Source organism: Corynebacterium mustelae (assembly GCF_001020985.1).
In the GTDB taxonomy this organism is placed as follows: domain Bacteria; phylum Actinomycetota; class Actinomycetes; order Mycobacteriales; family Mycobacteriaceae; genus Corynebacterium; species Corynebacterium mustelae.
This window is the reverse complement of record NZ_CP011542.1, coordinates 3,312,983-3,334,959: the sequence shown is the minus strand read 5'-3', so window position 1 is coordinate 3,334,959 and position 21,977 is coordinate 3,312,983. Positions and strand designations below refer to the sequence as shown.

The window sequence follows — 21,977 nt, the reverse complement described above, 5'->3', positions numbered from 1 at the left end:
GCAGGTCAATAGTTTTCTATATATGCGTTTTTCTTCAGCATTTTCGGCGTCAGAACCGCTTCATGTACCCCGGCCCCCTCCCCTCACGCATGGGCGTCAAATACAGACGGGTGGGCCCGAAAAGTATAGTGGTCTCATTTTAAAATCTAAGCTTTTGAGATGGGACCGCCATAGCGCGCGGAAAGCCTTCTAAACATATGTTTTCTTTAGCAAAAATTATGCTGATGGATTATCCACGCGCTTCGCGTTGCAATGCCCACTAGTTCTAAGAAAAACACAGGTCAGAATTCCACAGGCATTTTTTAGCGAGAAAACTGAAAAGTTAAATCAGCCGTTGTTGCCGTGCGGCAGTGATGGCGGCAGTGCGGTTATCCACCCCGAGTTTTGAGTAGATGTGCACCAGGTGGGTTTTGACTGTTGCCTCAGAAATGAACAACTTGGCGGCTAGTTGTCGATTGCTTGCCCCCGATTCCAATTCCTGGAGGATTTCGATTTCCCGCGCTGAAAGCGCTTCTCGGGGTTTGGAGATCCGGTTCATTAATGCGGTAGCCACGCCAGGTGCAAGGGTGCGTTCCCGGTTGGCTGTGGCGATGACGGCGTCATGTAAGACGTTCTCAGGGGCATCTTTGAGCAAGTACCCCATTGCCCCTGCTTCCACTGCGGCGACGATGTCCGCTTCGGTGTCGTAGGTGGTGAGAATGAGCACCGGGGGTGCGGTTTTATCCTGGGCGAGAATTTTTGTCAGGGTGATGCCGTCAATGTCGGGCATTTGAATATCGGTGACGACGACATCAATGGCGGCGTCGACAAGCGAGGCGGCGGTGATGTCCTTACCACTGGATGCCTCGGCAGCAACGGTGATGTCGGGAAAACTATTTAAGATTGCGCGCAACCCGGCGCGGACGACGGGGTGGTCGTCGATAAGCATGACGCGAATGGGAGTCATTTAGTCGTCTCTCCTACTTGTTAGCGGGATGCGGCACGTCAGCGCCACAGCTTCACCGTCGTTTAGCCCAAACTCTACCGTCAAATTACCACCCAAGTCAGCTATGCGTTTTTTCAGACCGGTGATGCCGAAGCCTGGGGTTGGGCTGTGATCGATGTGGCCGTTGTCCATGACGTCGATGCTTATTTCTTCTTCCCAGATTCCTACTGTAATCACCGCTTTGGTTGCGGTTGAATGTTTGTGGATATTGTTTATTGCTTCTTGAACGACGCGGATGACTGCGCGGGAAACGGGTTCGGGTACTGGGTGGGTTTCGTCACCGAGCACTTCCAGGCTGTAATCCCGGTCGATGCCTAGTGCGGTGTCGCGGGTGCTAGCGCGTGCCACAACGCGTTGCAATGCCTGTGGTAGTGGGTCGCTGAGATCTGGAGAGGCGAGGTCGCGGACGAAGCGGCGTGCTTCGCTTAACGACGCCCCAGCCTGCTCATGTATTGTGTGCAATTGTTCGCGGGCGGTGTCGGTGTCGCCGTGCATGAGCTCATTCTGGGCGGCCCGCGAAAGCAACAGGATTGAGCTTAATCCTTGGGCGACGGTGTCGTGGATTTCTCTACTCAGCCGCTCCCGTTCCTCCAGTCGACCTGCTTGGTGTTCTTTTTCGGCGAGTTCCTGCTGGGCGGCGATGAGTTGTTGGGATAGTTGCGTTTGGCGGTCAATTTCGCGGCCTAGTGCTTGGTAGGTGAAGTACACGACGGTGGCGAAGATGGAGCCGATACCTGGTCCCACCGCGGCTGAGGGAGTCCATGTTTCCGGTGCCATGTACATGGGGATAAAGGCGGCAAAAGCCCAGCCCAGCGCGACGGCTAGGAGATTAATGGGCAGCGGAATGACGTGTAGATAAATAAATGCCAGCGGAAATAGCAGCCATACAAACGAAGGTGATACTGCGACCAACGCTACCCATAACGCTGTCACCAGGATCAGCCAGCACGATGCAAGTGTGGATTGGGCCCGAAAGGCAGGATTGCCATTATTGGCAACTGCGCGTTTCTCCCATGTTGTACCCACGAGATAGACGGCGGCTAACACACCGACCAGCCCCAACATGATGAGGGTGTAGTGGGCAGAGAGTGGTTGTTTTCTGTCGGCGGGGGTTTGGATGGCACCAAGGCAGAGGAAAAACGCGAAGGACACGTGTAGGCCTACCCGAAGGAGCACCAAGATCCTGCGCAGCGGTGAGTCGGATTGTTCCGGTGTTGATAATCCGGTGTGGGAATCGAATCGACGTGAGGTCACATCACTTACGCTAATCGCTTCGTGTTGGTTTGGCGAGGTGGGTAAGTGGCGTGGGTTGGTGAGTAAGCGCATTCGTTCTACAGATGGGTGTAGGCGGGTACAGACAGGTATTGAGTGCCTGTCAACCGAGTGGTTGACGGAACTTTCAAGTCGCTAGGTGATGGAATCGTCGCAGGTTACGGGTTAGCTGGAGGGTAGTTGATGAAAACGAAAAAGTTAAGGAAAGTTCACTGTGTTTCTAAGTGTAAGAGAGATTCGTGGCGCTGGTGGAAGGTTTGCGCTCATTGGTAGCGTAACCGTTCTTATTACATTGCTTATTGTCATGCTTACCGGCCTTACTAATGGGCTTGGTCGGCAGAACACCGGAGCATTGGAGTCGCTGGCGCCAGATCGGGTGGTGTTTATGGCACCAACTGAGGTTGCTGAACCAGAGGTCTCATTCAGTAACTCCTCCGTTTCGTTGACTGCGTGGAATACGTGGCGGGATGTAGAAGGCATCACCCAAGTACAACCCTTGGGTGCGATGCAAAGCCGCATTGAATCAGGCTCCGCGGCACATCCCGCCGCCGTTCTTGGCTTGCCAGAAAATGCGGTGATCCCAGGGGGTGTGATTTCTTACGGTGCTGCGCTTCCGGTCTCACTGGCCGAGGATTTGGCGGTAGGTGTCGGCGATGAGATCACCATTGGTGGTCAAGAAGTTTCTGTGAGTGCGGTACTCGCGGATTCAGACAATGCTTCTGATAATTACTATGCCCACTCCCCCGTTGTGTGGGTAGACACCACAACCTGGCAGGAGATCAGCCATACAGATGCGGTTGGCACAGTATTGCTTGTGCGCGCTGATGCCGGCATCTGGGGTGGGGAGGATATTGCGCAAGCGACACGACAAACGAACGCTATTGTCACAGATCTTCCAGATTCTTTTAAGGGATTGGCCGCCTACAGTAGCGAACAAGGGTCGTTGCAGGCGATGCAAGGATTCTTATACGGCATTTCTGCGCTGGTTACGATCGCGTTTTTAAGTGTGTGGACCTTGCAGCGGTCCCGCGATATCGCAATTTTACGGGCGATGGGGGCGTCGAAACGCTATGTATTGATAGACGCGTTAACGCAATCCGCCATTATCCTTTTGCTCGGTGCCAGCATCGGCGCTGGTTTGGCTTGGGCCCTAGGCTCGGTTATCAGCGGAACCGGTACCGTGCCCGTTGCGTTTGATACCGCAACCGTGGTGTTGCCCGCTGTGGGGGTTTGTGTCTTGGGCATTGTGGGGTCTTTGGTGGCGGTGCGAACGGTGACGAAAGTTGATCCGCTGGAAGCATTGAACGCAACGCAATAACCTCACTACCCCTTGTATCCCCTTAATCTGTTACATCCCGATGGCGCTTTTATCTCGTGCCAGTTATTTCAGGAGAAAGAAATTGACTACCATTACACACTCAACTCATCCCCAGCCACGGCACATGGTCGCGTCTACGGCTTTATATGACGCCACAGCGGCGGCTATGGAACTGCGCGATGTCAGCATGGTCTTTCCTGATGGCGACCAACAAGTTACGGCATTAAATCACGTTAGTTTGGCTTTGCAGCCAGGAACGCTAACCGCGTTGGTGGGCGAATCTGGTTCCGGAAAATCCACGTTTTTATCGGTGGCGGCTACGTTGTTGCGCCCAACATCAGGTACGGTGCTGCTTCAAGGCCAGGATATAACCGCATATGGTGACGATTCATTGGCGCGATTACGCCGTGAGAAAATTGGAATCGTATTCCAATCCCCTAATATGTTAGCCTCGCTGACGGTGAGGGAGCAGTTATTGGTTACCGATCATATTCGTGGGTTGCGGGGCCGAGAACTTAAGAAGCGGAAAGCCCGCGCTGATGAATTGTTAGCGGCGGTTGGGTTGCCTGGCTACGGGGATCGTAAGGCAACAAAACTGTCCGGCGGTCAGCGACAACGGGTGAATATCGCGCGGGCATTGATGGGTTCGCCTGCGGTTTTGCTTGCCGACGAGCCTACGTCGGCGCTTGACCACAGGTTATCGCAGGAAATTGTAGAGTTGCTGCGCACCGTGACCGACGAATTCCAGCTTGCGACCCTATTGATTACCCATGACCGCAGCCAATTAGCGGTGGCCGATACCGTTGCGAAGATGCTTGACGGTACATTATCGATACAGAATTAAATGGGTTCAGTTTTGGAAATCTCCGCGATGCGGGGGCGGTATTCGGTGATTTCCTTGCGATAAAAATCAAGTCGACTGTCGTTATCCCACAACCGAATCATGGATGCGCGCGCTGCCGTACCACCATTGCCGATTGCGCGGAAACAACGATCCGCCATTTCGGCTACCTCGCCTTCTAACCGGCCGGGGTGTCCACCGTTGAGGATCTCGCGGGCTATGGCTTCTTCAAGCCAGGTGTCGGTGTCCTCTGGCAAGTGTCGCAGCACCCAGAACCGATCGTTTTCAAAAAGTCCGTGGAATGATTCGATGTGTTCTGCCTGGTCCGCCTCGGTAAATTCTCCAGTTTTAAAGCTCCGAAAAAGTGACCGGATGGTTGCGGTGAAGGATCGAGTCTTCACTGGGCCACCACCGGCTATAGCGGTGTCGTTGTGCGTATGCAGTAACATATCGTCACCTTTCTGGCGGCAAGTAGTGTGGACTTCGGTTATCGGAAACGAGTGAAAACCACACGCCTAGTTGGTTATAAAGCGGAAATTTTAATTACACACCCTAAAACCTTAAAACAACCTTTGTTATTTGTGCAATTAATATTGTGGAAAACTTACTTGTTGTTAAGTCAATAATAGGCATTTCTTGCATATGTGATTAAATTTGACAGGAAATTTTCCCAAATCAAGTGTGATACTTTCATTTGGCCGCCTTTCACGTCTTATAAGTTATATCTATTATGGGATGTATTAAACCGTACCTGATGTCTGCCGGATACGTCCTAAGGCACGCGTGCATTAGACTTTCTAGGCATCAAAGGTACGATGTGAAAGGACGCTAGGTTACGTGATGGAAACCGCTAACAATCCAGCCCCTCGTGATCCGGAGCGAGCTGAAGCCGTTTTTAAAGCCACAAGCGGAAAACCCCTCAATGCGCGTGAATTTGCAGCACTAGTTGCCAATATCTCCAACGCGGCTTCCGCCACCGCAAAAGCTTCTGCCGCAGCCGCCGGGGCCACTGGTTCCTGCGGACGTCCACTCATCCTAAGCCCGGTTGAACAAGGTTTTCGCTTAGCTGCTGCCCCTAGGCCCAAACGTCCAACCGACATCGAAATGGATTTCGCTGTTCGAGACATTGATGATCAAGCGCTCTGTACTGTATTGGACACGCTATTTGATCCGGGTCAAAACTTGACCGACCTGCCGCATGCTGCCCAGCAGCCTCTGGCACACGCGGCGCGAATCTTGAGTAAAAAGCGCAATACTTTCGAAGTGGAGATTCGACAGCAAGCGCAAGAAACTAAAAACTATACCGGTAATCCCGACCATGCCCAGAACTTGGTCACAGAATTCAAGACGGAGAAAAAATACGTCAACGTTATAAATGGAACGTACATTTTCGACGGTTTTAAAGACTCATCGGACACCGTGTTTCTACTTATTGAAAACACATCCTACGCCGTCTACGCCGATGACGAATTGTTAAAGACAGTCGCCGGAATGCTTGGTAGTTCCCCACAACCGCTGAAGCTAGATTGCGAAATCGAGGAAACAGTACTGGATAAACCGGGACGTAAACCCCATATCAGTAGGCGACTGATAAGCGCGTGCATTGCGGAAACAACTAAAATTGGCGAACAATTCTCACTAATCTTCTAAGCGGCTCGACCACGGTTGCAACCAAATACCCAGGCGCAAGTCTCGCGTACTACACTGTTTATCCATGACGAATCCGAGCGAGACACCAATACATCGATATACTCCGGAACTGGCCGGGTCTATCGAGGAAAAATGGCAAACCTTCTGGCGGGAAAATGGCACCTTCCAGGCGCCAAACCCGGTAGGGACCCTAGCCGACGGAAATGACGTACCTAACGAAAAGCTCTTTGTGCAGGATATGTTCCCGTTCCCGTCTGGTGCAGGGCTGCATGTTGGTCACCCGCTTGGATATATCGCTACGGATGTCTATGCCCGCTTTAATCGAATGTTGGGCAAGAATGTTCTGCACACCTTAGGCTATGACGCATTCGGCCTACCAGCCGAACAATACGCCATTCAGACCGGCACCCATCCAGCGGTAAAAACGCAAGAATCCATTGATAACATGGAGCGGCAATTAAATCGGCTTGGGTTGGGACACGATAAAAGACGTGCCATCGCGACAACCGATGAGGAATTTTACCGGTGGACGCAGTGGATCTTCCTGCAAATTTTCAATGCGTGGTTCGATGAAGAATCCCAAAAAGCACGGCGGATTGACGAACTCAAACCACTGCTGGAATCCGGAGCTCGGAACATTCCAGAGGATTTAGTAGAAGAGTTTGGAACATCAGACTTTGCAGCTTTGGACCGCGTGCAACAGGCGAAGGTGATTGATCACTACCGCCTGGTTTATCAATCCCATTCCATGGTGAATTGGTGCCCAGGCTTGGGTACGGTTTTGGCAAACGAAGAAGTAACCGCAGATGGAAAATCAGAACGCGGAAACTTCCCAGTATTCCGTAAGAAACTGAGCCAGTGGATGATGCGGATTACCGCGTACGGCGATCGGCTTATCGACGATTTAGAGCTGCTGGATTGGCCGGACAAAGTGAAGAATATGCAGCGCAATTGGATCGGTCGATCCCGCGGCGCTGAGGTTGACTTCTTATGTCAAGGGCAAAAACTGACGGTATTTACCACCCGTCCGGACACCTTGTTCGGTGCTAGCTATATGGTTCTTGCACCTGAACACGAGCTTGTCGACGCCCTTGTCGCGGGTGGAACCGGAAACTATGAAGGCATAAACCCCTCTTGGACCTATAATTGCGCAACTCCTGCCGAAGCAGTTGCGGCCTATCGTGCAGCTATTGCGGCAAAGAGCGACGTTGAGCGGCAGGAAAATAAGGATAAAACTGGTGTTTTCCTCGGGGCATACGCCGTCAATCCAGTTAATGGCGCAGAAATTCCGGTATTCATCGCCGATTATGTCTTGACCGGCTACGGCACCGGTGCCATTATGGCAGTTCCTGCCCACGACAGTCGCGATTTTGAATTTGCAACTATCTTTGGCCTGCCAATCCTGCAGGTTTTGGAAAGCGATGTCACCAATGAACCATTCATTGGTGATGCGCCGCATATTAACTCGGCCAATGATGATGGGTTGGACCTAAACGGTATGGATACTCCGACCGCAGTGAATGCCACTATTGATTGGTTAGTCACCCGTGGCCTTGGTGCCGAGAAAATCCAATACAAATTGCGCGACTGGCTTTTTGCCCGGCAACGGTATTGGGGTGAACCATTCCCAGTAGTTTACGACTCCGATGGTGTCGCGCACGCTCTACCAGAATCCATGCTGCCAGTAGTGTTGCCAGAGGTTGAAGACTACAAGCCGGTGGCCTTTGACCCGGAAGACAAAGATTCCGAACCGCAACCGCCGCTAGCAAAAGCCACTGATTGGGTGGAAGTAGAACTCGATTTGGGTAATGGGGCGCAAAAATATCGGCGCGACACCAATGTCATGCCGCAGTGGGCGGGTTCCTCCTGGTACCAGCTGCGTTACATCGATCCGTTGAATTCAGAAAAATTCTGCGATCCGGAAAACGAAAAATACTGGACCGGCCCGCAATTCGACGGTGACAGTGGCGGTGTCGATCTGTATGTGGGTGGCGTGGAGCATGCCGTTTTACACCTCCTGTATTCCCGGTTCTGGCACAAGGTACTGTTTGATCTGGGTTTTGTCTCTTCCCGTGAGCCTTATCGGCGGTTGTATAACCAGGGTTATATTCAGGCATTTGCTTATACTGATTCGCGTGGTGTCTACGTTCCCGCTGCTGAGGTGGAAGAAAAAGACGGAAAGTTCTACTACAACGGTGAAGAAGTTACCCAAGAATACGGCAAGATGGGTAAATCGCTGAAGAATTCCGTGTCGCCGGACGAAATTTGCGATGGTTTTGGTGCTGATACCTTGCGTGTCTACGAAATGGCGATGGGGCCATTGGATACTTCTCGGCCGTGGGCGACCAAGGATGTTGTGGGCGCGCAGCGCTTCTTACAGCGATTGTGGCGTCTGGTTGTTACCGAGGACACTGGCGAGTTGGCGGTTACTGATGCTCCGCTTGACGACGCCACCAACAAAGCACTACACCGGGCTATCGCTGGTATTCGGGACGATTATGCTAATTTACGCCTCAACACAGTGGTTGCCAAAGGGATTGAATACGTCAATTACCTAACCAAACAATTCCCTGCCGGGGCCCCGCAAGATGCGGTTAGCCCATTGGTGCAAATGATTGCCCCAGTTGCGCCTCACATCGCTGAAGAACTATGGCAGCGGCTTGGGAATACGGAAACCATTACTTTCGAACCCTTCCCTACTTTTGATGAAAAATGGCTTGTTGATGATGAAATCGAATTGCCTGTTCAGATCAACGGTAAAGTCCGGGGTCGAATCATGGTTGCCACTTCCGCCAGTGAAGATGAGATTGTTGCTGCTGCGCTGGCAAACGAAACAATTCAGGTGCACACAAATGGCAAGACCGTTGTTAAGCACATTGTTGTACCTGGGCGTATGGTGAATTTGGTAGTGAAATAACCAACAGCCCAGCCGTACCCGCCTAAGTTGTTACACACCAAGCACCCCGTGTCGACCCAGTTCCACGGGGTGCTTGCAATCAGTCGGAATTACGGTGGATAATGATCGTTTGGGGTTTCGGGGAGCCTTGGAAACGCTGTGCGCAGGGATGCTGATAGATATGGAATCCGGCTGTAAACTCTGGGCATGAATTTTCTTAAAGATAAGACGTTGACATTAACTGCGTTAGGCGTTACCACACTGGTCATTCTCGCGTTGACCATGCTAAAGGCGTTTTACCGAATAGGTTACCTGTGGTTACCCGAGCGGCAGCGGGTGCGGAAAATTGAATGGCAACCGTTTGATATGATCCTCAATTCAAAGAATTGGTTTGCCCCGGTGTTCGAAACCGTCGGAAATATCTTGTTATTCATCCCGTTTGGCTTATTGGTTTTCGTCGTTTTACACCAAAGTAATCGACTTTCTACCTGGTCACGGGCGCGGCTGGCCCTGGTGAGCATCGTAGTTGGCGCTGGGTTTAGCTTGATTATAGAAACCGCCCAATATGTTTTTGCCCTTGGCCGTTCGGACATAGACGACTTATGGTGCAATACTCTTGGAACCATTATTGGTGTTGGCTTGGCGGTAGCGGCTGGTCCGCAGCGCTATCGTTTATGGTGTTGGATTGCATTAGCGGCCGCTGTAGTTTTTGGAGTTATTGTTTCTTACGGCGAAGAACTTGGCGACGCGCCGCGGATAGCTAGCGTCATGCGGTGGGCGGGTATCCCATGGCGATAAAAAAGAATTACGACCGACGTGAAAACCATAGAATAAATCTGATATAAAATTCAGTTATTGGAAGTTGTAAATCTGTAGCTAGTTTCATAATCAAAATGCCATAAATCTTCATCTTTTTTGAATATTATCTATAAAAAAGTTTCCATGAATGAATTTAAGAATTTGACATTGTTGGGGTGACGATCCCGCTTGTCTGGATTGTGTGCCAATAGCGTCGAAAAATAGCTGATAAAATTTTTGGCGAATTAAGAAATTGCGGTAAATATAAGCAGTCCGTTGGGATTTCTGTGGCTTATGTGATGCCAGTGATTGTGCATGCTAGAATTTCGGTTCCCGGTTTTTGGTCAACAATTTTTGTCACAATCTTTTCTCTTTTTGCAAAACGTTTTTCTATTACACGATTTTTAATACCTGCTCTTTTTTAAGTCTCGCATTCTTTAATTCTGACCTGATAGGATCACGCGCTAGACGCATTTGTCTATCTAAATTCATTAGCAGGGCATGATAAAATGCGATGGGAAACGAGGCATTAAATGGCGACGGCTACTTATTGCTTAGCCGGGCGGTGGCTGCCGGGATAGCATCAGCGATCCGGGAAGCTGATGTTGGGGCTGCACCGAAGTTGGTTTGGGCAGACAGCCAGGCGGCATCGGCGCATAGATGAACCGCGATGGCAATTGCTTCCGCCAATGGCTTGTCTTGAGCGGCGTATCGGGCAATCCATGCGCCCATTACGCCAGCCAGGACGTCACCACTACCAGGAGTTGCTGACCATGAATGTCCAGCATCAATGCTGGTTATCGGCCCGTGTGGTGGGGCAATTAGGGTGCGGCGTCCCTTGAGCACAATGATCGCTCCCAGTGCCTGAGCCGCCTCATGGCATGCAGCTAGGCGATTTGCGGTTGCCGCTTCTGGGATACCAATTGCGGCAACTAAGGTGGCAAACTCTCCGTCGTGCGGAGTAAGGACTGTTGGGTGTTCCCGTTGGCGAAGGGCATCGATAAGGTGAGTGCTTTTTGCTAATAGACGAATACCATCGGCGTCGATAAGCAGCGGAATCGGACGGCGAATCAGATCAAGTAATTCAGACTCCGTTGCCCCACCAGGTCCTGCTACCCATGCCTGGACTTTGCCGGCGGTGGCGAGACTGCTGGCGATCACTTCAGGAATTGCATGCAATACAAATTCACGTGCTGCACCAACGTAGCGAACCATGGCTGGGGTTGCGCGCACTGCACCTGCAACACATAGGACGCCCGCACCAGGGTAAAGCTCACTGCCTGCTAACAGGCCCACCACTCCCCCACTGTATTTATGATCCGTTGGTCGCGGTTCCATCGAATTAATCGCGGGAATAGCTGGAAGCGGGGTGACCGTATCGGGCCATGAATGATCTGCTGGTACTGCGCGGTATGCATACACTCGAGGCCCATTCATTGTGTGCAATGATTCAGCGATTCCGATATCAGCCACAACCACATCACCGCAACTTGCTGAAACTGTGTGGGCAAACCGCAGTGCCCCGAAAGTAACAGTCACATCGGCTGTAATGTGTGGCCCAAGCGGGTCACCCGTATCAGGAGAAATGCCGCTTGGGACATCAACTGCGAGCACCTTCGCTCCTCGTGAGACCATATGAGACACTGTCTCCGCTAACTCGGGCGCGAGACCAGCAGAAAGCCCAAGCCCCGCGATAGCATCGATGACTAACTGCGCCGGTGCAGTGGGAGCGTCGACAAGCACTCCCCCAGCTTTTGTGAAAGCTTCGGTGGCGCGCGGTAAGGTGGTCCCGGATGCGCTAGTAGCTATCGCTTCGACCGCAATGCCAGCTTCGGCGAGAAATGCGCCTGCATACAATCCGTCACCGCCGTTGCCACCAGAACCGGCTAGAACTAGCACTCGAGGTGTGTTGACCCCGGATAAAAGGCTAAGTGCAACATCGGCGACTGCGCGTGCTGCTTGCTGCATGAGTCCATCTGGTTTAATACGTTCAGCGGCGGCGACAATTGGTTGTTCGGCGGTACGAATGGCGGAAACGGAATAGGCAGTATGAAGCAGAGAAGGCATACTTTCTAGCCTACTGCGATTACCCTTTCTGACAGTTAGGGCACCAAAAAAGATTCCGACCAGCTAGCTCGGTGGCCGCTATAGGGGTCCCGCAAACGTAACACGGTTGTCCCGCCCGACGGTAGACATATACCTCTCCACCGTGGTCATCTTTACGAGGCGGCCGCCCCATCGCCTCCGGAGTGTGTTCGGGTCGCACGGTATCAATACGGCCGGTGTCTACCCCATCGGCCATGAGTTCAACTAAATCCGCCCAGATTTCCGGCAGCTGTGTGCAATCACGGCCCGGAAGCGAAGGATTAATGCCTAATCGGAATAGGGTTTCCGCACGATAAATATTGCCAACACCTGGGAAAAGAGATTGGTCCATTAGTAGCGCAGCTATGCTTTTCGATGACCGTCCTATCCGCTCAAACACAGCGGTGGGATCCGCGTCTGCTCGTAGTGGATCAGCCCCCAGCTTTGCGACGGCTGCTTGCTGTTCTTCCTCCGTTATTAGTCGACACCACTGTGGCCCCCGTAGATCAGCCGCAATGGTGTCGGTGGCTATCCGTAGCCGGATTATCCCTGTGACATCGTCAGGACTGCCGAAGCGAAAGCTTCCAATAAGCCCAAGGTGAATATGGACGATATGAAAAGGTGAGGAGTTTTTGAAGGCGACAAATAAGTGCTTGCCTACAGCAGTCGCGGTGTCATAAGCGCTGCCGTCGAGACGTGCAGCTTCGGTAGCAAACCGCCCTTGAGGCGAACTAACAGCAGGAATCGTATGTGAAAACGCTGTGTTGAGATCGCGAGCAAGACGGTGAATGACATGGCCTTCGGGCATGGTGGTTAAGTGTAGCGGGTTGATTGGCTTTGTGGGAACGGCAGGAATTGCGGAGCCAGTTTTTAAAGAGATGTGCGCTCCCAAAACGTGAATAAAACTATTACAACTTAATTAACCGATCGATTAAAAAGACGAATTTATAAGTATTTTAAACAAATTTCTCCTTTAGTAAGTTTACCGATTGAATTTTTTGGCATTACAACGGATTTAAAATCATGATTTCTGCATACTAGTTGTAGAACATGGGAAAAATCACTGTACGGTCGTCGCCTAAGGCTTTAGAATGTCTAGTGGCCGCAGAATCGGGATATGACCGGCACTAAAGTATCTTTTGGCTACCCAGAGCGGCTCAGGCGGGGTTAGGGTGTGGGGGTAGTCGGCGTGTCGATGAGGGGCTAATCACATACGGGTGAACGCATGCGAGGTTGCGGGATTTTTCTTAGTTTTTCCATATTTTCCGTTTGCTGAAATCTTTGCATTAATCCCTATTGTCCAGCAGCTAATGTCGTGAATCCGCAGCTCATTGTTATAATTTTTGACAGGAAGCCGTAATTAAAAAAATTGCAAAACGGTAACTTTTGCCAATTAAGCAAAGATTTTTATATGCATTTAGCCGTCGTTTGGCGCTTCTTGTTTTTATGAGGAGAATATTGTGTCAACACAACAACGCCCACTTATTCGATTACCGCTAGGTGCCTACGCGGCCATCACAATTGTGTCGATGGCTGCCATGGCCGCGGTATGGGGCTGGTTAAGCACCAGCGCGTCGAATACCTCAGGGGCAGACACCACTGTGCCGGTAATTCTTGGCATCGTGCTGTTAATTATCGTGGCCATTGGGGTGTTTTCCCAAGGTAAACCCTGGCAAATGTTGGTGAACATGTCCCCCACCGCGTTGTTGATGATCGTATTTCCCATCATTTTACAGCAGCTTGGGCAGCAGATAATCATTGTCTTGATGGTCGCAGTGACCGTGCCATGGGCCAGTAGTGCGGCAGTGATGCCGGTGTATGAGCCATTGGTGCGCTATAGCCGTGACGATCGTCCTGTCTTCTATAAAGCTTTTGCCAGACTGTGGCCAACCGTGACTGTGGTGTCGTTGATCCCTTTGGTGTTTTTTACCACCGTTATGTCCGGAATTACCGGATGGGGTTTCGATAAGATTTGGCTTTATATCGTAGGTTTGCTATCAAACCTGATCTTCGCCCACTCACTTATTCCCGCACAGGAAACTCGCCGATTCAGCTTCGTTTTCGCTGGCTGGTTTGCTTATGCCGCAGGTTTGTTCCTATTCCCACATCTATGGTTCGTGGTGCCGTTGATGGGCGTGATTCCGCAGTTGATGTTGATGGGGCGGCAGTTAACTGGGCTGTTTCGTCCGATGCAGATGGATCCAAAATTGGCGTTGATACAGACAATCTACGGTTTTCTTATCGGCAGCGTGTTGTGGGCAGATAAGTTCTTTTTAATCGCATTGCACCCAACTGAGATCGATATTTTCATGGTATACGTCGCCCTCGTTCCCATCGTTGTGGCGTTGGCAATGTACTACACTACTCAGTATCCCGTGTTAGAAAGCAGTTTCCAGCGTCTCATCCGAGGCGTCAACGAAACTCCGCTCAATAAACTTGATACTGATATTGTTATCGCGCAACGCAACCTAGCGCTGTCCGCGGTTGGGACTATTTGTGTCAGTACAGTTACCGGTCTAGGGGTTATGCTGCTTAGCCCAGCGCTAGGGTTGCAACATAACCTTGAAAGCTTGTTATTGTTCTTACTTCCGCCCATGCTTTTGAGCTTGTATTTGGGAACAATGCAACTATCCCAAATGCAGCGTACCTTTGACGCAGCTATGTGCGGCGGTGTGTATGTTTTGTTTGTTGCAATGGGGTTTGTGCTATTTAACCAAGTTGTAGCACTCATTATCGCGATGGTGTTTTCCGCAATAGCGGCAATCCTTGCAGTGCGACGCGTCATTGCTTGCGTCGCAGATGCCCCATATGAACTCTTCTGGCAAAAGGCGGTGGCTTGGTGAGCGCAACCATTTATCGTTTCCCTGGCGAAGACAAACCACTTGAAACAGTGGACGTCGCCATCGTGATGGAATCAACATACCCATTTCTCAAGGGTGGCGTGTCGGCGGTGGTGCACGACATCATCACCCACAACCCTGACTTAAGTTTCGGCATTTTGCACATTGCATGGGATTCCAAATCTCCCAATGAGGATCTCTACGGTGTCCCTGACAACGTGAAATGGGTAGACATGATGTACCTCTCGTTGGAGGAAACCATCGATGATTTCAAACAAGCATGTAACGATCCAGTATCTTCCAAACAGGTAAAACAGCTTGTCGACGCCATCAGATCCACCATTGCGGGTGATTATGTCCCAATGCGCAGGCTTTACGACGACGCTATGAATCCACAGTCCCGCAAATGGCGCCTATGGTCTGTGCTTAGTCACCGGGATCTCATGCGCGCTGCAGTTGAAGCTGCAGGCGATACCGAAGACATCACGCTAGGTGAATTATTCTGGCTTATTCGCGATTTCTTTTCACTTGCCTATACCCTCCTTGATCGCATCAATCCCCCAGCTAAGGTGTACCACGCACATACCACCGGATATGCTTCGTTGGTGGGCGCGACAGCAGCCATCCAAAACGGTGGCAAGTTCTTCCTCACTGAACACAACCTCTATGTGCGTGACACGGTCAACGATTTACTCCAACGTGACATGAACCTACCAGTGACCATGAATTCGCCCCGCGAGTTGGCCACCAACACCTTCGAACGATTCTGGTCCAGATGGTGGGTTGAATTAGGGGCCATGCTCTACACCGAGGCGGAGCACATCACCTACTTGTATCCGCAAGCGGTCATCGAAGCCCAAGACCTTGCTGGTGATCGATCTAAATCGGAAATTCTGCCCAATGGAATTGTGTGGGAGGAATTTGAGTACCCCAGGAACCGTCGAAAAGAAGCAAATGCCAACCTTGATACCAAAGCGATCTGGCGGTTTGCCTGCATCGCCCGGGTTGTGCCAATCAAAGGCATCATCGAGCTCATCGACGCAGTCAAAATTCTCAAAGACAACGGTTACGACAACATCAAAGTTGACGTCCTTGGGCCCACCGATCACCTTCCTAAGTACTACCAACGCTGTTTAGCGCATATTAAAGAACTTGATCTTGAAGACCGGGTGGTACTACGTGGCACCGTGAACGTCCGCGACGTTCTTCACGATTACGACGCGTTGGTTTTGTCCAGCTTTAACGAAGGTCAACCCATCGTCGTTTTGGAATCCATGGTGATCGGCCTACCTGTTATTGGAACGCTAGTTGGCGGGATGGATCAGCTTGTCACTGATGTGTTAACTGATGAGAACGGCAATGACATTTACCCCTGCGGTGACCTAGTGCAACCAGGCGACAGTCAAGGGCTAGCTGAAATGATGGTTCGGCTAACCCAAAATCCTGATATGTATCTCGAATGGCACCACAATGCCCTGGAACGGATCAAAACCATCTTCCTCATGCCGCAGGTGATGGCACGCTACAATGCGATCTATCGACGGCTGGGGGCTGGTACTGGTGGGGTCCGCACCGCTGACCTGGCACGCGGACCGGAGGACATTCACGACATTGCCGAGTGGGTGTGGGATAAGTATCCTAGGCAACACCAATTTAAGAAGAACTCTGGTGGTGGTGGCTATCAACGAGCCTAAACCGCGCCCCCGACTGGCGTGGATTCGATACGGATACCCTATTTCCGACTGGCAGCTTAAACGTGCAGTTGGAAACTTTCGGGTTGCCATCCTTCAACCCTGGGAAACGCAGATTGCCACGAAGCTTAAAGAAGCCGACCCAGCAATGACCGTGCTTGCCTACAAGTGCCTGTCCTCCGTTCGGGACTACGAACCCGGCCCGGTGTTTTCTTCGGGCATTAGCCCCAACCAAGCTGCTGAGCTAGGCACCACGGCCGGGGTTGCCGATTGGGCAGGATATGGTGGTCATATTCAGCAACAAGTGTGGAATCCTACCTACCAAGAAGCGTGGGTTAGCAATGTCGTATCTGAAATAGCGGACAGTCCCTTCGATGGCGTCATGGCGGATAACGATGTGTGGGAAGACTACTATGGGCACGGCCTAGACATGGAACAAACTCGCGCCGGCTTGGAAACCATCATCAACCAGGCAGGAACTGACCTTAACGCACACGGAAAAATTCTCGTCCCTAACATCGCGGAATCACGCCTGCAGGAAGGAAGATGGCACCGCCACTCCCGCTACGGCGGTGGCTACGAGGAATGTTGGTTAGGTTGGGGCAGTTCCGGTGACGGCTGGCTCAGTATCGATCACTGTCTGGACCAAGTGGCAGCCATGGACGACGATGGCTTAATCATCGCACGGGTTCCCGGGTCGACCAAAAACTACACTCACCATCTTCGGCTTGCGCTTGCTTCAGCCTGGGTATTCCTGCCCCACCGCGACATCGCAGTCAGTGCGACAGGGCATGACAAATACAATGGAATTCCGTTATTTCCTGACATAGATTTGGGAGAAATCGAAAGTGACATCCAGCGCGAAGGCGATACTTTCATGCGGAAATTCCAGCACGGCGAAGCCTACGTCAATCTAGGCGATGAAATAAACGAATATGGTATGCCACCTAAAACCGGCAAGCTGGTTACACGGGAATAATGCAGTTCTCATGCTGCGATAATTAGAACAATCATTTGATAGGTATTCGGGTTAGGATAGCTGTCATAATGTATGATAAGAGACCTGGGATAAGGAAAGGAGTAAGATATGAAGCTCGAATTTAAGCGAACTAATAATGCTGAATTGGCACACCAAAAACAGCGCCTCATAAAGGAATTAACTTCTGAATACAGCAAGGTAGAAGGCGCGCCGATGACGCGAAGTGATTTGAACGATCTTGCATCGCTGGGATTGCTTTCCGTTGCGGAACGAAAGCTGTATGACGAACTCCGCCGGGTCGAAATGCTACTGGGTGAGTAGCTCAAATGGGCTTTCAGGGCGAGGTTGAACGTTTTTTCCAGCAGGTTTGGGATACGATATGCGCTGCCTTACCGGTAGATGAAAGCATTATCGATCAAGAATCTAGAAACATAGTCCACAACGAAGATAAGGGAATCTGGGTGGGAGAGTTTGCGGTTCCGCTCGCGCATCCAGTTAATGGACAATCTAAAGTCGCTGACTTTCGGGAGTAAACTGGGGGATACAGCGATTTGTTTAAAATAATCGTGAGATACGAAATGTGCACAGACCAAACAGGAGAATATTTGGCTGTCTCAGAAAGCAAATTCGAACTGCGAGTTCACACTGCACCTGGAATCCGATTCGAGTATTCACGTAAAAATACGAGCGCTCCTAAAGCTCATATTCACTACACCGGTGTCGCGGGAATAATAAGCCCTGCTCTCATGCGTAATTTTGCCGATACGAAAGACCCCAAGAAAAAAGGGCACCTGGAAAAAGTGCACATGCCTGTTGGTGGGCAGAGATTTCGTCCTTGTCTAGAAGATTTTCTTTATTTCATCATTCGTGAATGCGGTTTTGTCGGCTTACATGGTTGGGAAAATAGGCTCCGCGATTTTAAAAAAACTTTGGCTTGATACCCAACTAAGGGCCGCTGTGCGCGATGCGCCGGAAGTTGCTGCAGAAACTTTGGAACAGCTAGGTTATTCGATCACTCGCCCTGAAACCAGCACAGACTGTCTTGAACATCGCCCCAACATGACTTGGTAAATATTATCGTATGTGAAAACAAGCTAAGGCAAGGGGAACACATTCATGCTGTTGTGCAATCCGCCGGTTAGGCACTTTAATATCAGCGCACTAGGCTAACAATCATGACCGTTGGCAAAATCCTCCTTTACTACAAATTCACCCCGATTTCTGACCCCAAAGCAGTAATGCTCTGGCAGCGTGAACTGTGCGAACTTCTGGGACTTAAGGGCCGTATTCTCATTTCAGAACACGGCATCAATGGCACGGTTGGTGGCTCTATGGAGGCCTGTAAAAAATACATCCGGAAATTCCGGGAATACCCAGGGTTTAGGGGTACCGAATTTAAATGGTCGGAAGGCGGGGCCGAGGACTTCCCTAAGCTCAGTGTCAAAGTACGTGACGAGATCGTGGCGTTCGGCGCGCCGGGGGAGTTGAAGGTGGATGAAAAAGGCGTGATTGGTGGCGGGGTTCATCTTAAGCCGGAGGAAGTGAACCAATTGGTGGCCGAGCGCGGCGATGAGGTTGTGTTCTTCGACGGCCGCAATGCTATGGAGGCAGAAATTGGCAAGTTTAAAAATGCCATTGTGCCTGATGTTCGCACCACTCACGATTTCATTCGGGAACTGGAATCCGGCAAATACGATTGGATGAAGGATAAGCCCGTTGTTTCTTATTGCACGGGTGGAATTCGGTGTGAGATCTTATCCTCGCTGATGTTAAACCGGGGTTTTAAAGAGGTTTATCAGATCGACGGTGGCATTGTGCGTTACGGCGAAAAATATGGCAATGATGGGTTGTGGGAAGGTTCGCTGTATGTTTTCGACCGCCGGATGCATATGGAATTTGGCGCTGGTGTTGATGATCCCGGTTTTATCCAACTAGGGCATTGCAAATGCGGTAACCCCACCAATAAGTTTGAGCACTGCATTAACGAGGATCACTGTCGGGACTTGGTGCTGATGTGCCCTGACTGCTACGAAAACGTTGCAACCCGACACTGTGGACGCGAAGAATGCATCGCGGTTGCGCAGGCCGCAGCGGTGTAATGCACTGCTTGTCGACGCCGCCACGGCGCGGTTTACTTCGCGTGGATCTCTAGCTCCCAGGCGGTGGCGTCGACTAGCATGACCTGAACGGACATGTACATGTCGGGTAGGAAGGTAGGCGAGAGAATGATAAAAACAACATCCTCGGGCCAGGCTTCAATCTTTTCAATCTGGAGATCTGCAGCTAATTCGTTGTGGTCTTTTTCTGTCGGGACGTAATCGGATTGGCAATAACAAGCGTCATTGACCTCTACCGCCACTGAACGCATAAATGCGTGAAGATCCATCTGCGTTAGAAACTGTTCAACTGCGGCAACGGTTTGCCCCTCATGGCAAATGATCGGTGCCATATATGTTTTCCTTAGATATTCTGCTTTTAAGTGGACACTGAAAAACACTACATAATATTTACGTGTAGAAGGTGCAAAACGTGAAGATTTCTATTTCAGAATCCAGCGACGCGAAACGGTACCCGCTAGTACGAAAAAACATACCGATAACCAGTTGGCGTGTTCGCCGTGTATTAAAGGTTGCAGAACGCAAAGCTGTGTGTTTGGAAGTGGAATTACATGCACAACAGGGTGGGGAAGTGGCCGTAGGGTTACATGGCCTGTTGATAGCTGCATTAACACATCAACAGGCTAAGCTGTGGTGGCCAGTGATTAACGAAATGAGCTGTAGAAAAGTCACACTTTGTGCCGCTGTTACTATGGGTGACCATTCGTGGTGGGTGGAATTGCCCAGTATAGAGGCTGCGATTGAGGCGATTAACCACACCAACGTGCAGATTTGCTATGGGGATTTCTCATTGCTTTTCGACGCCGACCGGGTAGGGTAGTCTGCAGCATCAGGCGTCGAAAAGCAATGGCTAAAATTATGCCTTGAACACGGAAGTTTCTTGGAAACGTTCCTCGTGAGTTTCTATATGAGCGGTTTCCTTCGAGAGCCAAATCGCTGCGGATGAAATAAGGAACAACACAGTTGCATAGATAGCCACGGGAGTTAGCCCAGAGGCTTCAGTAACAATGCGGTTGGCGATAAGCGGAGCAGTGCCAGCGCCCAGAATTGAGGCAACCTGGAATGAAATTCCCGCGCCAGTGTACCTGTGGGCGGCATCGAATTTCTCGGATAGGAAGGCACCGATCGGCCCGAATTGGGCTGGCTGAACCACAGAAACCATCAATATGAGACCGGCCCAAATCAAGCCCGGATTTCCAGTTTCGATCATGTTGATTACGATCCATAGGCCAGCGACAGAGACAATTCCACCCGCTAACATGACCCGGCGGCGACCGAATCTGTCGGATAAAAAGGCCAGGAATGGCATGACAAATACCGCTATAACAGAACCAATGGTGACCATCATCAAGCCATCAGCACGAGAAATAGGTGCATCAGTTTCCGCAGTGGCTTTGACGATATATGGAACCATGAACGATGCCTGGAGTCCTTGAACGAATAAGCCCGCCATACCCGCAAGGGAACCCAAAACTAGCTCCTTCGGAGAATCCTTCAGCATTTTCACCAGCGGCACACCAGTATGGACATCGCCACGTTGCCGGGCAGCTTCGAATTCTGGTGATTCAGTAACACGTGACCTTAAGTAAAGGCCGAAGATAACGATGCCAGCGGAGAACAAGAATGGAACCCGCCAGCCCCAGTCAGTGACGAAATAACGCTCTGGATTGGCAAAGTTGTCTCCAGAAATGACAGAGAAAATCGACAGAACCAAGGTGGAAAGTACAGCGCCAGCCGGGCCGCCAGCGATAGCTAGAGAGGCACCAAAACCTTTATTTTCTTCCTTTGAATGCTCCATTGCCATCAGTGTTGCACCAGCCCACTCGCCGCCGACGGCGAGTCCTTGAATTGTGCGAAGCACAACCAGCATGATGGGCGCGGCTACACCGATGGACTGGGCGGAAGGCATTAGCCCAATAGCTACCGACACGATACCCATGGTCAAAAGGGTGATAACCAAAACATTCTTGCGGCCATATTTATCGCCGAAGTGACCAAAGGCCATGGAGCCAATGGGACGCGAAATATAGCCGATCAAAAGGATGGCGAAGGACAATGTCGTGCCCATGGTGGGGGAGAGATTGCCGAAGAATAGCTGGGGGAATACGAGGCCAGCGGCGGCGGCATACAGCAAGAAATCGTAGTATTCAACGGTGGAACCAAGGAAGCTGGACAAAACCGCGCGACGGCGCTCTTTGGGGTCGTCGTTACCAACGATAACGGTAGACCCACTGGCAGGGCCGTGCGGACTCAGTTCTAAATCTTGCGATTGAGCAGACATGACACATCCTTAAAAGTGTGATCTAGGCGACATGGTTAATGAGAGGGTAATGCCTATGCCCGCCCGAACAGGAAAGTCGTTCCACCCAATGGCACGAGAATAAAAAGGCATGTGAAATGCAGCTTTATTGCATGGTGGATAAGGTAAATGCAGTGAGATGTGAGAAAAATTTTTGTAGAAAACACAAATATCCGTCCCAGCTGAAAGCAGCTTTATGGGACGGA

The 21,977-nt window shown here is 50.9% G+C and carries 19 protein-coding genes; 12 read left to right on the top strand and 7 right to left on the bottom strand.

Annotated elements, in window-relative coordinates; all coding sequences use genetic code 11:
* Nucleotides 1-322 precede the first annotated feature (322 nt).
* Nucleotides 323-946 carry a response regulator transcription factor gene (locus CMUST_RS14970; protein ID WP_047263180.1) on the bottom strand — a complete coding sequence of 208 codons (624 nt, stop codon included), beginning with the start codon at nucleotides 944-946 and terminating at the stop codon, nucleotides 323-325.
* Nucleotides 947-2,239: a sensor histidine kinase gene (locus CMUST_RS14965; RefSeq protein WP_052844864.1), complete on the bottom strand. Its 1,293-nt coding sequence runs from the start codon at nucleotides 2,237-2,239 to the stop codon at nucleotides 947-949.
* 232 nt (nucleotides 2,240-2,471) lie between these two features.
* Between CMUST_RS14965 and CMUST_RS14960 the strand changes: the two genes are divergently transcribed.
* Nucleotides 2,472-3,575, top strand: coding sequence for an ABC transporter permease (locus tag CMUST_RS14960; RefSeq protein ID WP_047263179.1), 1,104 nt, complete (start codon nucleotides 2,472-2,474; stop codon nucleotides 3,573-3,575).
* Between the two features lie 124 nt (nucleotides 3,576-3,699).
* Nucleotides 3,700-4,419: an ABC transporter ATP-binding protein gene (locus CMUST_RS14955; RefSeq protein ID WP_083987640.1), complete on the top strand. Its 720-nt coding sequence runs from the start codon at nucleotides 3,700-3,702 to the stop codon at nucleotides 4,417-4,419.
* Here CMUST_RS14955 and CMUST_RS14950 read toward each other — a convergent pair.
* Nucleotides 4,416-4,865, bottom strand: coding sequence for a hypothetical protein (locus CMUST_RS14950; RefSeq protein WP_047263178.1), 450 nt, complete (start codon nucleotides 4,863-4,865; stop codon nucleotides 4,416-4,418). The two genes, CMUST_RS14955 and CMUST_RS14950, sit on opposite strands and share 4 nt — an antisense overlap.
* 391 nt (nucleotides 4,866-5,256) lie before the next feature.
* Here CMUST_RS14950 and CMUST_RS14945 point away from each other — a divergent pair, with 391 nt between their 5' ends.
* From CMUST_RS14945 to CMUST_RS14935, 3 genes are all read left to right on the top strand, one after another.
* Nucleotides 5,257-6,066 carry a hypothetical protein gene (locus CMUST_RS14945; protein ID WP_047263177.1) on the top strand — a complete coding sequence of 270 codons (810 nt, stop codon included), beginning with the start codon at nucleotides 5,257-5,259 and terminating at the stop codon, nucleotides 6,064-6,066.
* Nucleotides 6,067-6,130: 64 nt separating this feature from the next.
* A complete protein-coding gene (leuS, locus tag CMUST_RS14940) occupies nucleotides 6,131-8,983 on the top strand; it encodes a leucine--tRNA ligase (protein WP_047263176.1) in 2,853 nt (950 codons plus the stop codon).
* 186 nt (nucleotides 8,984-9,169) lie between these two features.
* The gene (locus CMUST_RS14935; protein WP_047263175.1) at nucleotides 9,170-9,760 is read left to right on the top strand and encodes a VanZ family protein; all 591 of its coding nucleotides are present in this window, start codon (nucleotides 9,170-9,172) and stop codon (nucleotides 9,758-9,760) included.
* 543 nt (nucleotides 9,761-10,303) lie between these two features.
* Here the strand turns inward: CMUST_RS14935 and CMUST_RS14930 are convergent.
* Together CMUST_RS14930 and CMUST_RS14925 are read right to left on the bottom strand one after the other, a co-directional pair.
* Nucleotides 10,304-11,827: an NAD(P)H-hydrate epimerase gene (locus CMUST_RS14930; protein WP_047263174.1), complete on the bottom strand. Its 1,524-nt coding sequence runs from the start codon at nucleotides 11,825-11,827 to the stop codon at nucleotides 10,304-10,306.
* A gap of 19 nt (nucleotides 11,828-11,846) precedes the next feature.
* Complete coding sequence (locus CMUST_RS14925) at nucleotides 11,847-12,653, bottom strand: Fpg/Nei family DNA glycosylase (RefSeq protein ID WP_047263719.1); 807 nt, start codon at nucleotides 12,651-12,653, stop codon at nucleotides 11,847-11,849.
* A 652-nt stretch (nucleotides 12,654-13,305) separates the two neighbouring features.
* On the opposite strand from CMUST_RS14925, the gene CMUST_RS14920 reads away from it, so the two are divergent.
* The 6 genes from CMUST_RS14920 (at nucleotide 13,306) to trhO (ending at nucleotide 19,454) form a co-directional block, all read left to right on the top strand.
* Nucleotides 13,306-14,688, top strand: coding sequence for a hypothetical protein (locus CMUST_RS14920; protein ID WP_052844820.1), 1,383 nt, complete (start codon nucleotides 13,306-13,308; stop codon nucleotides 14,686-14,688).
* Complete coding sequence (gene pelF / locus CMUST_RS14915; RefSeq protein WP_052844819.1) at nucleotides 14,685-16,379, top strand: GT4 family glycosyltransferase PelF; 1,695 nt, start codon at nucleotides 14,685-14,687, stop codon at nucleotides 16,377-16,379. Before CMUST_RS14920 ends, pelF begins: the two co-directional genes overlap by 4 nt.
* The gene (locus CMUST_RS14910) at nucleotides 16,360-17,355 is read left to right on the top strand and encodes a putative glycoside hydrolase (RefSeq protein ID WP_158408247.1); all 996 of its coding nucleotides are present in this window, start codon (nucleotides 16,360-16,362) and stop codon (nucleotides 17,353-17,355) included. The genes pelF and CMUST_RS14910 overlap by 20 nt, the downstream gene beginning before the upstream one ends.
* Before the next feature lie 108 nt (nucleotides 17,356-17,463).
* On the top strand, nucleotides 17,464-17,676 hold the full coding sequence (locus CMUST_RS14905; protein WP_047263173.1) for a hypothetical protein: 213 nt from the start codon (nucleotides 17,464-17,466) through the stop codon (nucleotides 17,674-17,676).
* A 284-nt stretch (nucleotides 17,677-17,960) separates the two neighbouring features.
* Nucleotides 17,961-18,293: a hypothetical protein gene (locus CMUST_RS16655; protein ID WP_144414246.1), complete on the top strand. Its 333-nt coding sequence runs from the start codon at nucleotides 17,961-17,963 to the stop codon at nucleotides 18,291-18,293.
* A gap of 237 nt (nucleotides 18,294-18,530) precedes the next feature.
* Nucleotides 18,531-19,454: an oxygen-dependent tRNA uridine(34) hydroxylase TrhO gene (trhO, locus tag CMUST_RS14890; RefSeq protein WP_047263170.1), complete on the top strand. Its 924-nt coding sequence runs from the start codon at nucleotides 18,531-18,533 to the stop codon at nucleotides 19,452-19,454.
* A gap of 32 nt (nucleotides 19,455-19,486) precedes the next feature.
* On the opposite strand, the gene CMUST_RS14885 is transcribed toward trhO, so the two are convergent.
* Nucleotides 19,487-19,804 (bottom strand): hypothetical protein, encoded by a 318-nt coding sequence (locus tag CMUST_RS14885; RefSeq protein ID WP_047263169.1) that lies wholly within the window; start codon nucleotides 19,802-19,804, stop codon nucleotides 19,487-19,489.
* Nucleotides 19,805-19,884: 80 nt separating this feature from the next.
* On the opposite strand from CMUST_RS14885, the gene CMUST_RS14880 reads away from it, so the two are divergent.
* Nucleotides 19,885-20,292: a hypothetical protein gene (locus tag CMUST_RS14880; RefSeq protein ID WP_047263168.1), complete on the top strand. Its 408-nt coding sequence runs from the start codon at nucleotides 19,885-19,887 to the stop codon at nucleotides 20,290-20,292.
* Nucleotides 20,293-20,328: 36 nt separating this feature from the next.
* Here the strand turns inward: CMUST_RS14880 and CMUST_RS14875 are convergent, their stop codons facing one another.
* Nucleotides 20,329-21,753 (bottom strand): MFS transporter, encoded by a 1,425-nt coding sequence (locus tag CMUST_RS14875; RefSeq protein ID WP_083987636.1) that lies wholly within the window; start codon nucleotides 21,751-21,753, stop codon nucleotides 20,329-20,331.
* Nucleotides 21,754-21,977: the final 224 nt, after the last annotated feature.

What these genes read in the sequence shown, in the direction of transcription:
- CMUST_RS14955 (WP_083987640.1), top strand. Translation starts at nt 3,700, where the DNA reads ATGGTCGCGTCTACGGCTTTATATGACGCCACAGCGGCGGCTATGGAA.
- CMUST_RS14930 (WP_047263174.1), bottom strand. Translation starts at nt 11,827, where the DNA reads ATGCCTTCTCTGCTTCATACTGCCTATTCCGTTTCCGCCATTCGTACC.
- CMUST_RS14945 (WP_047263177.1), top strand. Translation starts at nt 5,257, where the DNA reads ATGGAAACCGCTAACAATCCAGCCCCTCGTGATCCGGAGCGAGCTGAA.
- CMUST_RS14935 (WP_047263175.1), top strand. Translation starts at nt 9,170, where the DNA reads ATGAATTTTCTTAAAGATAAGACGTTGACATTAACTGCGTTAGGCGTT.
- trhO (WP_047263170.1), top strand. Translation starts at nt 18,531, where the DNA reads ATGACCGTTGGCAAAATCCTCCTTTACTACAAATTCACCCCGATTTCT.
- CMUST_RS14970 (WP_047263180.1), bottom strand. Translation starts at nt 946, where the DNA reads ATGACTCCCATTCGCGTCATGCTTATCGACGACCACCCCGTCGTCCGC.
- CMUST_RS14950 (WP_047263178.1), bottom strand. Translation starts at nt 4,865, where the DNA reads ATGTTACTGCATACGCACAACGACACCGCTATAGCCGGTGGTGGCCCA.
- leuS (WP_047263176.1), top strand. Translation starts at nt 6,131, where the DNA reads ATGACGAATCCGAGCGAGACACCAATACATCGATATACTCCGGAACTG.
- CMUST_RS14905 (WP_047263173.1), top strand. Translation starts at nt 17,464, where the DNA reads ATGAAGCTCGAATTTAAGCGAACTAATAATGCTGAATTGGCACACCAA.
- CMUST_RS14925 (WP_047263719.1), bottom strand. Translation starts at nt 12,653, where the DNA reads ATGCCCGAAGGCCATGTCATTCACCGTCTTGCTCGCGATCTCAACACA.
- CMUST_RS14885 (WP_047263169.1), bottom strand. Translation starts at nt 19,804, where the DNA reads ATGGCACCGATCATTTGCCATGAGGGGCAAACCGTTGCCGCAGTTGAA.
- CMUST_RS14875 (WP_083987636.1), bottom strand. Translation starts at nt 21,753, where the DNA reads ATGTCTGCTCAATCGCAAGATTTAGAACTGAGTCCGCACGGCCCTGCC.